The organism is Spiroplasma endosymbiont of Danaus chrysippus, from assembly GCF_902809815.1.
GTDB lineage: Bacteria > Bacillota_I > Bacilli_A > Mycoplasmatales > VBWQ01 > Spiroplasma_E.
Genome location: NZ_CADDIL010000004.1, coordinates 196,455 through 212,842, shown reverse-complemented (window position 1 = coordinate 212,842; position 16,388 = coordinate 196,455). Strand labels below are relative to the sequence as shown.

Genomic DNA, 16,388 nt, shown 5'->3' with positions numbered 1-16,388 from the left:
TAAATATAATTTATATATCTAGAAAGAGTGAGTTACAGATGGCTAAAAAAGATAATCTTAATAACAATGATCCAATATCAAAAGCAGTAGATTTATTATTAGAAAATACTGAGGATTTAACAACAGTTTTTAAAGAGGGAGGCTTATATAAAGAATTAACTAAACGATTGGTAGAAAAAATGTTGAATTCTGAGATGCAAAATTATTTAGGACACGAAAGAAATCAACGCAGTAATAATGACAATGTTCGTAATGGTACAACATCAAAAAAATTAATAACTCAACAAGGTAAAATTGAAATTGATGTACCAAGAGATCGCAATAGTAATTTTGAACCAGTAATAATCACAAAAAGACAGAGAAGATTTGATGGTTTTGATCAACAAGTTCTTTCACTATATGCAAAAGGTATGACTTTATCAGATATTAGAATGCAGTTGCAAGAGTTATATGATGGCGCAGATATTAGCGAAAGCGTAATTAGTCAAATTACTGATGATGTCATTGATGATGTCAAAGCATGGCAAAATCGTCCATTAGATAGTGTTTATCCAATCATTTATTTTGATTGTATCGTAGTTAAAGTACGTCAGGATAAACGTATTATTAACAAATCAGTTTATATAGCTTTAGGAGTTGATTTAGAAGGTAAAAAAGATGTTTTAGGTTTATGAATTAGTGAAAATGAAGGTGCTAAATTCTGATTAAATAATTTTACAGAAATGAAAAATCGAGGCTTAAATGATATTCTTATTGCTTGTAGTGATAATTTAACAGGCATGTCAGAGGCAATACAATCAGTTTATCCTAAAACTGAACATCAATTATGCATAGTTCATCAAATTAGAAATAGCTTAAAATATGTTTCATACAAACATCGAAAGTCTCTAGTTATCGATTTAAAGCCAATTTATACAGCATGTAGTGAAGAACAAGCAATGCAAGCTTTAGAATCATTTGAAAGTAAATGAAATAAACAATATCCACAAATTGCTAAATCTTGATATAAAAATTGAGAAAATTTAATGGTTTTTATTAGTTATCCAGCAGAAATTAAAAGGGTAATTTATACTACAAATGCTATTGAATCTGTTAATAGCCAATTACGAAAAGTTATTAGAAATAAAAAAGTTTTTCCTAATGATATGGCAGTTTTTAAAATTTTTTACTTAGCAATTGAAAATATCACAAAAAAATGAACATTGCCTATTCAAAATTGAAATACAGCAATTGCTCATTTTATGATAAAATTTGAAGACAGAATTAATCTGAACTAGTACTTTGTAAAACAAAGAAACACAGATTACTAAAAAGCCTCGAAAAAGTATATAAATATGATAAAAATTTAAATTATTGACCTACTAGAGAATATCTATTATTTCTTTATAATTTTCTTCATAATATGCTCATCATTCTGTATTACTTATTAACATATCTTTTGTTATTAATTTATTAAATTGTCCAGCAATAAAACCACGTAAATGTTCTTGAGTTTCATAACCAATACCATTTTTACTATGAAAAGTACCACGTTCAATAATTAAATCTATATCTTCATCTCTTTTTCTCTGAAAAAATATTTCGCCTTGAAAATCAATAAAGTCTAATTTTTTATTGTTAAAACTATAACTTTTAATTCATATTGGTTTTTTATTTTCTCATAAAGTAAATCCAGTATTTTTAATACTTGGGTCAATTGAAAGTAAATAATTATTCATTTTTAAATACCAAATTATCTAATTTATTAATATTTTCTTCTAATTGTTGAAAATTAGTATTATTTTCAATTACATTATTAATATTTGGATTATCAATATATATTTTTTCATTTTCAGTAATAATTGCTTGGTCACTTTCATATGCAATTTGCATTTCAGTACTCATAATTCCCCATTTTCTTAATAATTGAGTTAATACAGTTTTTAATGCCATACTATCAAAATCACTAACAACAAATTCTTTATTTTTTGCATAAGTTTTTGAATATTTTAAAAAATGTTTTTCAATTTGTTCTTTTGACATATATAAAGTTTTTTCAAAACCATTTACTAACTGAAAATATGCTACATAACCAATAATAGGTTGTTTCAATCTTTCTAAATCATCTTGTATTCAATTAAATTCAATTCCCTTAAGTCTATCTACTTTTTTAATTTCTGTTAATCTAACATCACTAACATTAATTTCTTTATATTGTTGACTACGTAATGCTAATTGAATATAACCTTTATATCCCATTTGAAATTGAGCATTATTTACTTTCGATCTCTTGGTACATCAATTTCAATTTTACCTTGTTGAGTTATTAATTTTTTTGATGTTGTACCATTACGAACATTGTCATTATTACTGCGTTGATTTCTTTCGTGTCCTAAATAATTTTGCATCTCAGAATTCAACATTTTTTCTACCAATCGTTTAGTTAATTCTTTATATAAGCCTCCCTCTTTAAAAACTGTTGTTAAATCCTCAGTATTTTCTAATAATAAATCTACTGCTTTTGATATTGGATCATTGTTATTAAGATTATCTTTTTTAGCCATCTGTAACTCACTCTTTCTAGATATATAAATTATATTTACTAGAATTAATTAAACATAGTTATTTTTGTAAGTCACACAGATTACTAAACATTCCCTCAAATTATGCTTATATTATTGATACAATTGTAACTCAATCATTACATCAAGGTGAAGAAAGACATACATTTTATAGTGATAATCCATTTACTTATCAAGGTGATTATAATGAAATATCAGTTGCTCAATTTCGTTATAATAATATGGGTTATTTAACTGGTAATGCTTTTAATTGAACTACTTTATATAAATTAAATCATGATGAATATGAAGAAAGTGAAGAAACAACATTTAGTTATCCAGCAAAAATATTACCTCCAAGTCCACAAAATATAGCAAAATCAATTGTTATTATTCCGAAAAATCCAAGTATAGAAGTTAATATTCCAGAAAATAATATATTTAATCATACACAAGATAAATTAATATGAGACTATAATTCATGAGTAGAAAATGTATTTCCTAAAATCAAACCATTAGAAATAAATATTAATTTTAAAGATTATTTAGACCCTACATTATTAATCAAAACTTTTAATGATTTAAAAAGATATTATAAAAGCATAGATGTATATTTAAGTTATAAATATGAAACGGCTGAATTTATTAATCATAAATCAGATGGTTGTTCTACAACAGAAATTTTTAAACCATCTAAAACTCAAACTTTTATTTTTTCAAGAAATTTAAAAGAATTATTAACATATAATAGTTCATTAAAGTTAAAACATTATGAAGACAATAATATTACATATCATGGATTATATTCTGGATATTATGGTAATGGTAAAATAGGAATAGAAATTGATAGAAATGAATATAACTTATATAGTATTCAAAGTACTTATATGCAAACTAAAATTGAAGATAATATTACTACACAAAGTATTGAAAATCAAAAAGATACATTATTAGGTTTTTGTGATTTATCTGATAAAGAATTTAAGTGAAAAATACAATTATTACCAAATATTATGCAATCAGAACTTGGTATATTCAGTGAAAAAGCAGTTTTGGGTTTAATACAATACATAAGATATTATAAGTATTATAAATTAAATATATCAAAAATTATTTTTAACCAAAGATAATTATGCTATAATCAAAATAAAAAAGTAAGGAATAATTTTATGTTATTATTAGCAATAATAACTCCAATTTTAGGAATTAAGTTAGCAATATTAGGTGCTCTTTTTTTAGTATTTACTTTAATACCTGGTGTATTATTATTTTGTCATTCTGTAAATGAAAATAAAAAAATAAATTTTAAAGAAAAAAAAACCATTATTGGTATTATATTTTTAATATTATCATTTTTATCTTTCATAGAAGTAATTGTTTTTACAACCATTACTTAGTAAATTTCCCCACAATCTTAAATATTAATGTATAATTTATTCTAATACTTATCAAGGGTTATAGAGAAAGATAAGTATATAATTTCACTGTTATATTAGTTATATTATTAGGTTGGCACCTAATTAAAAAGTTACCTAAATGGTAACTTTTTTGTTTATATTTTTAAATTTTAATTATAATCTTGTAGAGAAATTTGAATTATATATTCCTGTACTTGTTGAAGGTTGTTCAGTTATTTCTATATTATTTATTTGAGTTTTAATATTTTCAATAGAATTATTTTTTTTATCTTTAATATAACTATTAAATATTGAACAACTAGCAGATGTCATTGTTAAAATAGGAGAAATTATAGAACCAGAACCAGGAATAAGTCCACTAGCACCAGCAGCTAAATTAGTTATATTAGCACTTCATTCTGAAATATTAGTTAAATTTGAATAATTATAATTATTTTTTTCAAATTTAATTTCAAGTTCATTTTTATTAATATCATTTATTAATTCATTGTTAGTTTTAATTAAACTTTTTATATAATTTTCAATTTTATTTTTAGTTTCATTTAATTTTTTTATTTTTTCGTCTATATTTTCATTTTCTATTTTCTGAATTTCAATGTTATAATCATAATTATTTAATTCTTCAAAATTAATATAAATTTCATTACTAATAATTTCATCATTTTCATTTATTTTTTTGCAAGTTATTGACTTTAATTCTTTTTGACCTAGTTTTGGATGTTGAAAAATATTATTTAATTTTAATTTAATATAATTTTCATTTGTTTCCTGATTTAAATTATCTTTTATTAAAAAGTTTTCAATTTTTTGATAAATAACTTTAGTTGTATGATTATTTTCTTTTTTTAAGTTTAATTTTTTTATAATTTTTCTTCCTTTTTTTGAATGATTTAAAATTGGTTTTATAAAAGTTTTCAATTTATTTTATCCTTTCAATATTTAAATATTTAAATATTTTATAAGTTTATCTTATTACTTATGAGTCATTTTTTAATTTAGTCATAATTATTTTATAATATTTGCACTTTTTTAGATTGTAATTGTTTTAATTTTAAATTAATTTTATTTTTGTCTTTAATTAGTTTTTCTATGTGATATTTTTGTTTCGTAAATTTTTGTTTTTTTAAATAAATATTTTCTTTTTTTAATTTACTATTTTCTTCTTTTAAATTTTCAATTTCTTGGGCAAAAAGGCTTTGACTTGAAATTTCATTATTAATGAATGGTGAAGGAAAAAAAGGACTAGGTGTTCTATGTTCTATAATTTCATTTTTTAGATTTTCCAAAGTTTTAATAAATGCTGGACTATTATTGGTAATACGTTGCATTTGCTTAAATTTATTATTTTCTTCTTTTAAATTTTCAAGTTCATTAACAACTTCTACAAATTTTGCTTCATTTTTAATTAATGCATCTTGAATTTTGTTTTTTTCTTCTTTTAAATTATGTATTTCATCACCTAAAAACATAATTAATGTTCTTTGAATTTCTTGTTGTATTTGATTTTTATTTATTAATTCATTTTTTTCGTTAATTATTGCCATGTTATACATATTTGTTGAAATGTCAATATTATTAAAATCTTGATCAAACAAATGATTAAAAAATTCCTGATTTTTATAATATGAAATATAAGCAATTTCTTTTTTAATAGCTCTTTCTTTTTCATCTATATTTTCATTTTTTAATTGATAATAATAATCATTTAAATATTTATTCATTTATAATCATAAACTCCTTTATATTATTTTTGTTAAACTAACTCATTTACTTTAAAATTAAAGCAATGAGTTAAAAACTTATATTAAGTTTTATGAGTTTATTTTATACCATTATTTTATTTATATTTGTTTAAACTTTTTTATGTTTATAATATTCTCTTATTTCTTTTATTTTATTTTTAAATTGTTTTTTATGAAAATAACACATATTAAAAAATTGAATTACACTATCTTCTATATTTAAAGTTTTTAAAGTTACTAATACTTTATTATTACAATCTTTAACAATACATTTTAATAATACTTTTTCTTGTTTTTGTTTTTGCATTAGTTTTGTTCCTTTTTACAATTACATAAATTAATTGATATATTTAATTGTTTTAATTTTTTTAAATTTTCTGATGATTCAATAATTGCATTTTTTGTAAAAATATCCATTTCAAATTCTATTTTCATTATTTATTCTCCTTATTTAAATAATATCAACCAATTAATAAACTATCTGCTTCATCATGATTAGTAATATTAAAATCTCATTCATTTTCTGAAATAATGATTTGTGCCATTGCTAATGATGTTTCTTTTGTTCATTTTTCATTTTTAATATCTCAATATGCTCCAAAAGGTCTATTTTTATATCATTTCTTTCATGAAGAAGGACTTATTAACATATTTTTTGTTAATAATTTATTAAATTGTCCAGCAATAAATCCTCTTAAATGTTCTTGTGTTTCATAACCAATACCATTTTTTGAATGAAAAGTACCACGTTCTATTAATAAATCATATTCATTCATATCAATTAAATAACTTATTTGTACTTGTATTTTTTCTCAATCATAATTATAATTTTTAAAACTATAACTATTTATTCATATTGGTTTTTTATTTTCTCATAATGTAAAACCTGTATTTTTAATACTTGGGTCTACTGAAAGTAAATAATTATTCATAATTTCTATACTCATTTTTATTATTATTTTTTAAATTTTTAAATCTTTCACGAATTTCTTTAAATTTATCAAATAATACTTTTAAATAATTTTCACCCATCAAAATTAAAAAATCTTTATTATTACTTGGATTTAATTTTTCCATATCTTCTCTTATACATTCATCAAATAAAACTGTATTTGTAATCATATATTTTTCAAAATAATCTAATTGTTTTTCACTGGGTTCTCATTTTTCATTTTGTATTTTTACATTATTAATATAATTATTTTGTGGTTTATTATTTTGTATTAAATTAACATTATCATTATCTGGGTCAAGTTCATCTTCACTTAATAATAATAAATTCATTAAAAAATATGGGAGCGTGTCGAAGATGTCGATAACAACTCATTTCCCTTAAATAGCTCCTTTCTTTTTTAAACCCTTGAATTAAAAATAAATGACAAAAGACGAGAATAAAATTCTTGTCTTTTTTTGTAATTGTAAAATTTTAAAATTTTTAATAACCCTCTTTAATACTATTATCAACACGTGTTAGGGAACTAAAAAAGTGAACTACAACACAGTTGTTAAAAATAGTAGCTAGCATGTGGACTTGCATGGATAAATAAAAAGTGGAGTGATACCTAATAAAATATACTAACCAGAAATGGTAATTCTTGGGGTGGGAGCGAATTGGAAACTAGTATATATAGACCTGCTTAGGGAACCTACTATATTAATTCTATTCTTTATTTAACCAACCTTGCCACTACCAAGTGAGCAAGTGTTGGTTTTATTTTTTATTTTTTTTGAAAAATTTTTTTGGGCGAGAAAATAAATTTCAAACTTGTAAAAAAAATTGAGCGGTGCCGGTTCAATTAAAATATTAATTTGTTTAACACAAATTAAATAAATATTGAATCGAATGCCTCAATGTTTTTTAAAATTTCACAATTTATTTTTGAGCCCAGAATTTCTGGAATTAATAAAACGAATAGTAGTAGTATTAATAATCTAAACATCAAAATATATGTTCTTTATGCTAGAAGCAACAGAACATATTAAGAAAGGATTATTATGCAAATAGAATTTAAAAAAGAACAAATTGTTAAAGATAAACCACAATCTATTCTTATTGATTATGTTGAATATAAATTATCACTTCCAAAATGAATGATTAAAAATAATTCTTTTATTGTTGATAACAGTTACACATATTGAGTTTTTAATTTAGAAAATATTAAAAGAGAATTAAGTGGTAATGAATTAATAAAATTATTAGAACCATATATTAAAGACCAAAAAATAACTGTTAATAAACCAACTGCTCCAAAAGAATATTATCTTAATGATATAAAACTTGAACCATTAAAATTTTATGAACAGCATAATAGTTGATTTATCGGTGAAATAACAGATAACAAAACTAAAATTACTAATCCTTGTTTTAAATATAACATTACGTGAGAAGAAAACAGAAAAGGTTTTAAAATAAATAATCCATATAAACATGATGATTTACCAATTAATTATTTAGTTACTTCTTATAAGGAAATTTCAACTCATAATGAAAAAGTATTTTTGTTGAACATGTAAACAAAATAAATTAGATTATTTATTCTTTAATACTAATGATATAAAAACAAGAAAATATTTTTTAAGAGATAAAAATGGTAAAGCAATTTGTTATGACTGTATTTTAAATATTAGGTTAAGTAGGAGGTATAAATATGGATAAAGAATACTTAAGTAAAAGAGGAACAGTTTGCATAACGGACAGTGATAATATTGAATTTAAAATAGGAGTAATTCAACTGATTGATGATTTAAAAAAAGATAATTTAGTTTGTGGTCATAAAGAATTTATTGAAGAATGTAAATATTGTTGATGTAATTGTGATTTAGAAATTATTAAAACAGTTATTAGAGGTTAACTTAATTAATGCAATATGAAATAAAGATTGGTATTGACCCAGCTGGTATTGGCAATAATGGCATTATTATCTATTCAAATGAAACTAATAATATTATTTTTCATGAAACATTCCAAGCAAAAACTATTTTAGAATGTAAAAATATTTATAAAGAAAAATTATTATATTTTAAAAAATTTTTAAATAATAAAAAAGTATTAGTAAGTGTAGAAAATTTTTATTTAAACCCAAAACAATTATTAACCAATCCCTTAGCAACACCTAAAATTATTGGTGCATTAATGGTATTAGTACAAGATATTATGAATTGAGATTATCAAGAAAACCATCCAAAAAATAAAGATAAAATACCAAATTATCAAGGAAATATAAAATTAACAAAACATGAACAAGATGCGTATAAACAAACCCAATTATAAGGAATTATAAAAATGAAAGAGAAATCAAATTATGTCAAATTAACAGTAAAACTGAGTAACACTATTGAAGCAAAATATTACGAAAAAGGTAATAAAGAATTATATTATAGTGTTAGAGGTCAATGAAATGGATTAAACTATGTTACTTTAATTTTTAATAACCCAAAATTTTATAACCGATGTATTTTATTAAACAAAAATGATGAAATTATAGTAACTGGTCAAATTTTTAATACTTTAAACATTCCTAAAAATCGTGCATTTTGTTCAATTAATGTTAAATGATTTAAAAAATGAAAAGAGTAAAAAATGATATTATGAAAAATTTTATTAATAGTACCAATATTAATAACAAGCATAACACTAATAATATTTTTAATATTTATTATTAAAGAATTAAAAAATGAATATAAAGTATTAAAAATATTAAGTGAAATTGCTAATCAAATTAAAAATAAGGAGAAATAATTAATGATAATATTACCTACTTTGTTTGAAAATAAAGATGAAATTGAAATATTATCACCATTTCCAAAAGCAATTCATACAAGTAATGATATTAGAGCAATTATTTTAAGACAATATCCAAATGTTAAATCAAAACACATAATTGTTTCTGACCCAGAAAGTAATGTTGCATTAATAGTTGGTGATAATGATGTTTATCAAGGTTGAATTAAAGTAACAATTAAAAAATTAGAAAATTAAAGGAGAATAAAATGCCAAGTATAGAAAATCAATCAAATTATACTTTAACTAAATTAATTAGAACTGGAATAAGTCCAATTTGTGCAATGATTGGTACAAGTGCTTATTATGGTCAAGTAATTGCAAATCCAGTATTAGGTTCAATTAATAGTTTATTATTTGGTAAAAAATTAGGTTTAGATATATGAAATTTAAATCAAAGACCAAATACTAAAACTAAACTAATTAATAGTAGTAAAAAAATATTACTGGGTTTAGGAATAATTGGATTAGCAAATTATAGTAAATGAACAGAAAATAATATTAATCCTATTATTCCAACAACACCAACTCCAATAACTACTACAACTACAACTGAGGGTCCTCCATGATTACTATTAGATAAACAAGAACATCAGTCATTAATGGATTGAGATACATATATTAGTTTAAATGCTTATGGTATTTCAAATCTTATTAGTGGATTAACTGAGTTAATACCTAATAAATTTGAAACAATAAGAAAGATTTGTAATATGGCTACTGGTGGATGTTTAATATCAAGTGGTCTAGCAATGGGTATTAATAATGATTTTAATAATGCTTATGCAGTACCTACCATAATTGCTGGTGCAAGTGAAATAATCCATAATTTACTACCTATGGAAACTACACATCATAATGAAGAAATGCAAGAAACATCATTTAATGATGAAACTGCAAGATTAGTAAATGATAATAGATTCACAATTAATAGTGAAACAACTAGTCAATACGGTAGTGATAATATGAGCGAAGTAGCATTAAATCACGATAATGCTTCATTAAATTGAGATTATAATCACATGAGTTTATAAAGGAGGTGAATAATTTATGAATAAAGAAAAATTACTTGAATATTATAATAAAGAAATAAAAACATATAAAGAAAAAATAGAAGAATTCAATAAAGAAATATCTGTATTAGTAGAAGTTATAAGTAATTCACAATCAATGATTGAAAGAATTAATGGTGGTCAATTTGATGAATAATTAAAAAATAAACAATTGAAAGGAAAATATTCAGATGAAAGAATTTTTACATGAATTAATAATTATTGGAACAAGTGTTGGAACATTAATTTGCAGAGAAATTATTGTTTTATTAAAAAGATTTATCACAACTCCAAAACATGTTAGAGCAAATAACAAAATTATCAAACATCAAAAAAAATTAGCAAAATTAAATGAAAAAATTAATAAAGAAAATAAATAATAAAGGGTGATGTAAATGTTAGAAAATGAAGATAATGTTCAACAAACAACTGAACCTTTAACTGAAAATAATGCTCAACAAGAAATAGAAAATAAAGTTAATGAAGCAGAAAATAAGTTAAATAAACTTAATCAAGAAATTAAAGAAAAAGAAATAATTAATATATTTAAAAAATATCAAGTTAAAACTGAATTTTATGATTTTTTAAAATTTAAAACTAATAATTTAGAAAATTCAAAAATTGAAGAAACTATTAAAAAAATAATTAAAGAACAACCAGTATTTAAAGAAACAATTAATACAGGTGGCAAACCACAAACAATAATANCAACCTTATGATATTGGTGGCAATGTAATATCTGAAAACTGATTTTCTCATTTATCTCAAGAATGACTACCTAAAGGTTCAAATCAATATTTTTCTCTCAATGAAGCTATAAATGATGTAAACCAATATATTATGTTTTATAATTACGAAAGAATACATTCTAAATTTCTAAAACCACCAATTTCACAAATAAAAATTTAAAACTGTCTATCCAAAAGTGGTCCAGTATTTAGGGCTAACCACCATTTAAATGATTTAATATTTTCAAAGTCAATCTAATATTGATAAAAAGAAACATTTTGAAAAAGGTAAAATTGGGAGTCATTCTTCTGGATATGCTTATGCTTATTATCAAGGTAATAAATCACAATATAATTTAGTAACTTATGAATTCACAGTAATTGCTGGTACTGAAGCCAAAATTAGTAATAATAATCCTATTGGATTTGATATATTAAGTAATTCAAACAATAATTTAAATTGAAAAATTAATATTTTTGTTACACCTTGTAAAAGCTATGTAGAAACTATTATAGATTTTGGTCAAAATTCTTATGCTAAAATATATACAAATCAAGAAGTAGCAAGTATTTATAAAATAATTTTAAATGCAAGATAAAAATAGTATATAATTATAATTATTTAAATTATTATGATATGGAAAAGATTAAATATGATTGAACTATGATTAGCAGATGTAATGGGAATGTTTAGTAATCTGTGTGACTTACAAAAATAACTATGTTTAATTAATTCTAGTAAATATAATTTATATATCTAGAAAGAGTGAGTTACAGATGGCTAAAAAAGATAATCTTAATAACAATGATCCAATATCAAAAGCAGTAGATTTATTATTAGAAAATACTGAGGATTTAACAACAGTTTTTAAAGAGGGAGGCTTATATAAAGAATTAACTAAACGATTGGTAGAAAAAATGTTGAATTCTGAGATGCAAAATTATTTAGGACACGAAAGAAATCAACGCAGTAATAATGACAATGTTCGTAATGGTACAACATCAAAAAAATTAATAACTCAACAAGGTAAAATTGAAATTGATGTACCAAGAGATCGCAATAGTAATTTTGAACCAGTAATAATCACAAAAAGACAGAGAAGATTTGATGGTTTTGATCAACAAGTTCTTTCACTATATGCAAAAGGTATGACTTTATCAGATATTAGAATGCAGTTGCAAGAGTTATATGATGGCGCAGATATTAGCGAAAGCGTAATTAGTCAAATTACTGATGATGTCATTGATGATGTCAAAGCATGGCAAAATCGTCCATTAGATAGTGTTTATCCAATCATTTATTTTGATTGTATCGTAGTTAAAGTACGTCAGGATAAACGTATTATTAACAAATCAGTTTATATAGCTTTAGGAGTTGATTTAGAAGGTAAAAAAGATGTTTTAGGTTTATGAATTAGTGAAAATGAAGGTGCTAAATTCTGATTAAATAATTTTACAGAAATGAAAAATCGAGGCTTAAATGATATTCTTATTGCTTGTAGTGATAATTTAACAGGCATGTCAGAGGCAATACAATCAGTTTATCCTAAAACTGAACATCAATTATGCATAGTTCATCAAATTAGAAATAGCTTAAAATATGTTTCATACAAACATCGAAAGTCTCTAGTTATCGATTTAAAGCCAATTTATACAGCATGTAGTGAAGAACAAGCAATGCAAGCTTTAGAATCATTTGAAAGTAAATGAAATAAACAATATCCACAAATTGCTAAATCTTGATATAAAAATTGAGAAAATTTAATGGTTTTATTAGTTATCCAGCAGAAATTAAAAGGGTAATTTATACTACAAATGCTATTGAATCTGTTAATAGCCAATTACGAAAAGTTATTAGAAATAAAAAATTTTTTCCTAATGATATGGCAGTTTTTAAAATTTTTTACTTAGCAATTGAAAATATCACAAAAAAATGAACATTGCCTATTCAAAATTGAAATACAGCAGTTGCTCATTTTATGATAAAATTTGAAGACAGAATTAATCTGAACTAGTACTTTGTAAAACAAAGAAACACAGATTACTAAAAAGCCTCACTTAAATAAATCAAGAACATCGCAAATGTAAAATATTAAGAAAAGAGTTATCTTATTTAAGATGAAATATTATTTTTTTTATCTTGGGGTGACCTTTTCTTTTTTAATTTGTGCAAAGATTCAATTTATTTAAAATAAAATTATATTTTTTGTTATTATTATTTATACTTTTTTAATTATTTTTAAAAAATTACCTATTTTATTAAGAATATTGTTAATATTATATTAAATAATAACTATTAAAAATTTAAGGAGAAATTATGGAAAATAAAATTAATTTAGATAAATTAACTATTAATTCAATTCGTATGTTAGGAGTACAAGCAGTTAATGCTGCTAAAAGTGGCCATCCTGGTATTGTTTTAGGTGCTTCACCAATGACTTTTTCTTTATTCAAAAATCATTTATCTTTTAATCCAAAAAATCCAAAATGATTTAATCGTGATCGATTTGTTTTATCAGCAGGTCATGGTAGTGCTTTATTATATTCAATATTACATCATGCTGGTTATAAATATACAATCAATGATATAAAACAATTCCGTCAATTAAATAGTAATACACCTGGTCATCCCGAATATCATTTAGACTATGGAGTAGAGACGGCTACTGGACCATTAGGTCAGGGTATCGTTAATGCTGTTGGAATGGCGCTTACTGAGAGTTTTCTTAGTGCTAAATATAATCAAAAAGATCTTAATATTATTGATCATTATACATATTCAATTTGTGGTGATGGTGATTTACAAGAAGGTATTGTGCAAGAAGCACTTAGTTTTGCTGGACATTTTAAATTAAATAAACTAATTATTTTATATGATTCAAATGATGTTCAATTAGATTCATCTGTTAAATTAGTATATTCGGAAAATTTAAAAATGCGCCTTCAAGCATTAGAGTGAAATTATTTAAAAGTTGAAGATGGTGAAGATGATAAACTTATTTCTGAAGCTATTAAAAAAGCAAAAGTTAGTGATAAACCAACTTTAATTGAAATTAAAACTATAATTGGTTATGGGGCTAGTAAACAAGGAACACCGAGTGTTCACGGGTCCCCTTTAATGGAAGATATTAAAACAGTTGCTAAAAATTTAAACTGAGAATATCCTGAATTTACTGTTCCAAAAGAAGTAAGTACTTACTTCACACAAACAGCACTTAATCATGGTTCTAAAATAGAATTAGTTTGAAATCAAAAAGTTGAAAAATATGCAAAATTATATCCAAAATTGTATAAAGAAATTAAATCAGCATTGAAAAATGAAATTTTTAATGAAGATTATCAATTAAATAAAATTGATTGAACTTCAATTATTGGGGTAAATTCACAAGCAACAAGAGTAGACTCTGGTAATATTTTAAAACTTTTATCAGCTCATTGTCCAACATTAATTGGTGGTAGTGCTGATTTAGCTGGCTCAACTAAAGCATTAGTAACAGACAAAGACTTTCTACCTCTTGATCATTCAGGAAGACATATTCATTATGGAGTAAGAGAATTTGCAATGGGCGCTATTGTTAACGGTATGACGTTACATCAAGGCACAATTCCTTTTGGTTCTACTTTTCTTGTGTTTAGTGATTATCTAAAGCCTGCATTACGATTAGCAGCTTTAATGTCAATTCCATCTTTGTTTATTTTTAGTCATGATAGTATCGCAGTTGGCGAAGATGGTCCTAGCCATGAACCAGTTGAACAACTAACAATGTTAAGAACTATTCCTAATTTTAATGTAATTCGCCCTGCTGATACAAAAGAAACAATTGGTGCATATTTAATGGCATTATCTAGTAAAACTAACCCTAGTGCTATTATTATTACTAGACAAAATTTACCACAACTTGCAAATAGTAATATTGAGGCAGTTCAAAAAGGTGCTTATATTATTAGTAAAGAGAATAGTAGTAAAACTTTAGATTTAATTATTATTGCTACCGGTAGTGAAGTTTCATTAGCTATTGCTAGTCAAGAACAACTATGAAACGATCAAAAACTTAATGTTCGTGTAGTTTCAATGCCTTCTACTTTTATTTTTGATAAACAAGATAAAACATATCAAAATAGAATTTTACCTGATGATATTATAAAAGTTGCTATTGAAATGGGTTCTAAAGATAGTTGATATAAATATGTTGCAGGTAATGGCTTTGTTATTGGCGTAAGTACTTTTGGTATTTCTGCTCCTGATAAGGTAGTACTAGAAAAATATGGCTTTACATCAAATCAAGTGTGTGATAAAATTAATAAGTTTTTAAACAGTAAGTAAGGAGAAATTAATAATGATGGTTTGGTGAGCAGTATTAATCATTGGCATTGCTAGTGCGTTAATTGGTGGATTAGTTGGTTTTATTGTTACTAAGAAGATTTTCGAAAAACAATTACAGAAAAATCCTCCTATTAATGAAAATATGATTCGTGCAATGTATTTACAAATGGGGCGTAAACCTACTGAATCTCAAATTAAATCAGTAATGCAAGCAATGAAACGTCAACAAAGTAGTACTAAAAAACGATAATTTTTATTAAATATAAATTGTAAAATAGTTACCATAATGGTAACTATTTTTATTCATTATATTTGTGATAAATTTAATGTTTTATATATGCACTTGTTGATGGCTTATTTTGTCGATAATTTTCTTCTTTTAATTCTTGTTTAATTTTTTTCTGTCATTTTTTTTCTTTTTCTTGATTAGTATTTAATTTATTAATGTTACATTTAAATATTTTCTTTATTTTTTGTTCAATTTTTAAAATCCTTTTCTTATCAATTTTTAATCCAATTAGTATTAAATTTTCTTTTATATTTTTTACTGAATTATTTGTATTTAAATGTATTAATATATTATCTTTAATATCATGAAATAATGAGTTATTTGAAAATTCTGGTCTGTATTTAATAATTTCTACTTTTGCCTTATTTGTAATATATTCTTCATATTCGTGATAAAATATGTTTTCTAATATATTTTTTATGTTTTTATCATAAAATAAACTATCATTAATAATGATTGTCAAAGCCGTATTACCATTTTGATTTATGAAATGAATATTTGCATTATTTATTAG

At 23.2% G+C, this 16,388-nt stretch carries 24 protein-coding genes and 2 pseudogenes; 16 read left to right on the top strand and 10 right to left on the bottom strand.

What is annotated here, in order from left to right:
- Positions 1-38 precede the first annotated feature (38 nt).
- The gene (locus SPIRDC1_RS06465; protein ID WP_174479940.1) at positions 39-1,277 is read left to right on the top strand and encodes an IS256 family transposase; all 1,239 of its coding nucleotides are present in this window, start codon (positions 39-41) and stop codon (positions 1,275-1,277) included.
- A gap of 84 nt (positions 1,278-1,361) precedes the next feature.
- On the opposite strand, the gene SPIRDC1_RS06460 is transcribed toward SPIRDC1_RS06465, so the two are convergent.
- The 3 genes and pseudogenes from SPIRDC1_RS06460 to SPIRDC1_RS06450 all read right to left on the bottom strand — a co-directional run.
- Positions 1,362-1,718 (bottom strand): hypothetical protein, encoded by a 357-nt coding sequence (locus SPIRDC1_RS06460; protein ID WP_174481069.1) that lies wholly within the window; start codon positions 1,716-1,718, stop codon positions 1,362-1,364.
- A complete protein-coding gene (locus tag SPIRDC1_RS06455; RefSeq protein WP_174481068.1) occupies positions 1,711-2,238 on the bottom strand; it encodes a recombinase RecT in 528 nt (175 codons plus the stop codon). The genes SPIRDC1_RS06460 and SPIRDC1_RS06455 overlap by 8 nt, the downstream gene beginning before the upstream one ends.
- Before the next feature lie 23 nt (positions 2,239-2,261).
- A pseudogene (locus SPIRDC1_RS06450) lies at positions 2,262-2,543 on the bottom strand (transposase); the annotation flags it as partial.
- Between the two features lie 239 nt (positions 2,544-2,782).
- Between SPIRDC1_RS06450 and SPIRDC1_RS06445 the strand changes: the two are divergent.
- Entirely contained in the window at positions 2,783-3,670 is an 888-nt protein-coding gene (locus tag SPIRDC1_RS06445) for a hypothetical protein (protein ID WP_174481066.1), read from the top strand.
- A 39-nt stretch (positions 3,671-3,709) separates the two neighbouring features.
- Entirely contained in the window at positions 3,710-3,937 is a 228-nt protein-coding gene (locus tag SPIRDC1_RS06440) for a hypothetical protein (protein WP_174481065.1), read from the top strand.
- 174 nt (positions 3,938-4,111) lie between these two features.
- On the opposite strand, the gene SPIRDC1_RS06435 is transcribed toward SPIRDC1_RS06440, so the two are convergent.
- The 6 genes from SPIRDC1_RS06435 to SPIRDC1_RS06415 form a co-directional block, all read right to left on the bottom strand.
- Positions 4,112-4,876 carry a hypothetical protein gene (locus SPIRDC1_RS06435; protein ID WP_174481064.1) on the bottom strand — a complete coding sequence of 255 codons (765 nt, stop codon included), beginning with the start codon at positions 4,874-4,876 and terminating at the stop codon, positions 4,112-4,114.
- A 92-nt stretch (positions 4,877-4,968) separates the two neighbouring features.
- Positions 4,969-5,679 carry a nucleoporin Nup88 family protein gene (locus tag SPIRDC1_RS06430; RefSeq protein WP_174481063.1) on the bottom strand — a complete coding sequence of 237 codons (711 nt, stop codon included), beginning with the start codon at positions 5,677-5,679 and terminating at the stop codon, positions 4,969-4,971.
- A 130-nt stretch (positions 5,680-5,809) separates the two neighbouring features.
- Entirely contained in the window at positions 5,810-6,007 is a 198-nt protein-coding gene (locus SPIRDC1_RS06425) for a hypothetical protein (protein WP_174481062.1), read from the bottom strand.
- Positions 6,007-6,135: a hypothetical protein gene (locus SPIRDC1_RS10335; protein WP_255495927.1), complete on the bottom strand. Its 129-nt coding sequence runs from the start codon at positions 6,133-6,135 to the stop codon at positions 6,007-6,009. The genes SPIRDC1_RS06425 and SPIRDC1_RS10335 overlap by 1 nt, the downstream gene beginning before the upstream one ends.
- Positions 6,135-6,632 carry a RuvC family protein gene (locus tag SPIRDC1_RS06420; protein ID WP_174481061.1) on the bottom strand — a complete coding sequence of 166 codons (498 nt, stop codon included), beginning with the start codon at positions 6,630-6,632 and terminating at the stop codon, positions 6,135-6,137. Before SPIRDC1_RS06420 ends, SPIRDC1_RS10335 begins: the two co-directional genes overlap by 1 nt.
- Positions 6,625-6,984, bottom strand: coding sequence for a hypothetical protein (locus SPIRDC1_RS06415; protein ID WP_174481060.1), 360 nt, complete (start codon positions 6,982-6,984; stop codon positions 6,625-6,627). Before SPIRDC1_RS06415 ends, SPIRDC1_RS06420 begins: the two co-directional genes overlap by 8 nt.
- Positions 6,985-7,695: 711 nt before the next feature.
- Between SPIRDC1_RS06415 and SPIRDC1_RS06410 the strand changes: the two genes are divergently transcribed.
- From SPIRDC1_RS06410 to SPIRDC1_RS06350, 13 genes and pseudogenes are all read left to right on the top strand, one after another.
- Complete coding sequence (locus SPIRDC1_RS06410) at positions 7,696-8,214, top strand: hypothetical protein (protein ID WP_174480101.1); 519 nt, start codon at positions 7,696-7,698, stop codon at positions 8,212-8,214.
- Between the two features lie 134 nt (positions 8,215-8,348).
- A complete protein-coding gene (locus tag SPIRDC1_RS06405; RefSeq protein ID WP_174480103.1) occupies positions 8,349-8,552 on the top strand; it encodes a hypothetical protein in 204 nt (67 codons plus the stop codon).
- Positions 8,553-8,560: 8 nt separating this feature from the next.
- A complete protein-coding gene (locus SPIRDC1_RS06400) occupies positions 8,561-8,971 on the top strand; it encodes a hypothetical protein (RefSeq protein WP_174480105.1) in 411 nt (136 codons plus the stop codon).
- Between the two features lie 12 nt (positions 8,972-8,983).
- Positions 8,984-9,277, top strand: a complete 294-nt coding sequence (locus SPIRDC1_RS06395; protein ID WP_174480106.1) for a hypothetical protein — start codon at positions 8,984-8,986, stop codon at positions 9,275-9,277.
- Between the two features lie 3 nt (positions 9,278-9,280).
- Positions 9,281-9,439, top strand: coding sequence for a hypothetical protein (locus SPIRDC1_RS06390; protein WP_174480107.1), 159 nt, complete (start codon positions 9,281-9,283; stop codon positions 9,437-9,439).
- Between the two features lie 3 nt (positions 9,440-9,442).
- The gene (locus SPIRDC1_RS06385; protein WP_174480108.1) at positions 9,443-9,679 is read left to right on the top strand and encodes a hypothetical protein; all 237 of its coding nucleotides are present in this window, start codon (positions 9,443-9,445) and stop codon (positions 9,677-9,679) included.
- Between the two features lie 11 nt (positions 9,680-9,690).
- The gene (locus SPIRDC1_RS06380) at positions 9,691-10,515 is read left to right on the top strand and encodes a hypothetical protein (RefSeq protein WP_174480110.1); all 825 of its coding nucleotides are present in this window, start codon (positions 9,691-9,693) and stop codon (positions 10,513-10,515) included.
- A 16-nt stretch (positions 10,516-10,531) separates the two neighbouring features.
- Positions 10,532-10,690 carry a hypothetical protein gene (locus tag SPIRDC1_RS06375; protein ID WP_174480111.1) on the top strand — a complete coding sequence of 53 codons (159 nt, stop codon included), beginning with the start codon at positions 10,532-10,534 and terminating at the stop codon, positions 10,688-10,690.
- A gap of 34 nt (positions 10,691-10,724) precedes the next feature.
- The gene (locus tag SPIRDC1_RS06370; RefSeq protein WP_174480113.1) at positions 10,725-10,913 is read left to right on the top strand and encodes a hypothetical protein; all 189 of its coding nucleotides are present in this window, start codon (positions 10,725-10,727) and stop codon (positions 10,911-10,913) included.
- A gap of 328 nt (positions 10,914-11,241) precedes the next feature.
- Positions 11,242-11,442, top strand: a 201-nt coding sequence (locus SPIRDC1_RS10050; protein ID WP_233214999.1) for an IS3 family transposase, incomplete at its 5' end; no start/stop codon positions are given.
- A 596-nt stretch (positions 11,443-12,038) separates the two neighbouring features.
- Positions 12,039-13,276, top strand: a pseudogene (locus SPIRDC1_RS06360) (IS256 family transposase).
- A gap of 302 nt (positions 13,277-13,578) precedes the next feature.
- Positions 13,579-15,585: a transketolase gene (gene tkt, locus SPIRDC1_RS06355; protein ID WP_174481058.1), complete on the top strand. Its 2,007-nt coding sequence runs from the start codon at positions 13,579-13,581 to the stop codon at positions 15,583-15,585.
- Between the two features lie 13 nt (positions 15,586-15,598).
- Positions 15,599-15,835: a YneF family protein gene (locus SPIRDC1_RS06350; protein ID WP_233214998.1), complete on the top strand. Its 237-nt coding sequence runs from the start codon at positions 15,599-15,601 to the stop codon at positions 15,833-15,835.
- Positions 15,836-15,908: 73 nt separating this feature from the next.
- On the opposite strand, the gene SPIRDC1_RS06345 is transcribed toward SPIRDC1_RS06350, so the two are convergent.
- A complete protein-coding gene (locus SPIRDC1_RS06345; protein WP_174481057.1) occupies positions 15,909-16,337 on the bottom strand; it encodes a hypothetical protein in 429 nt (142 codons plus the stop codon).
- Positions 16,338-16,388: the final 51 nt, after the last annotated feature.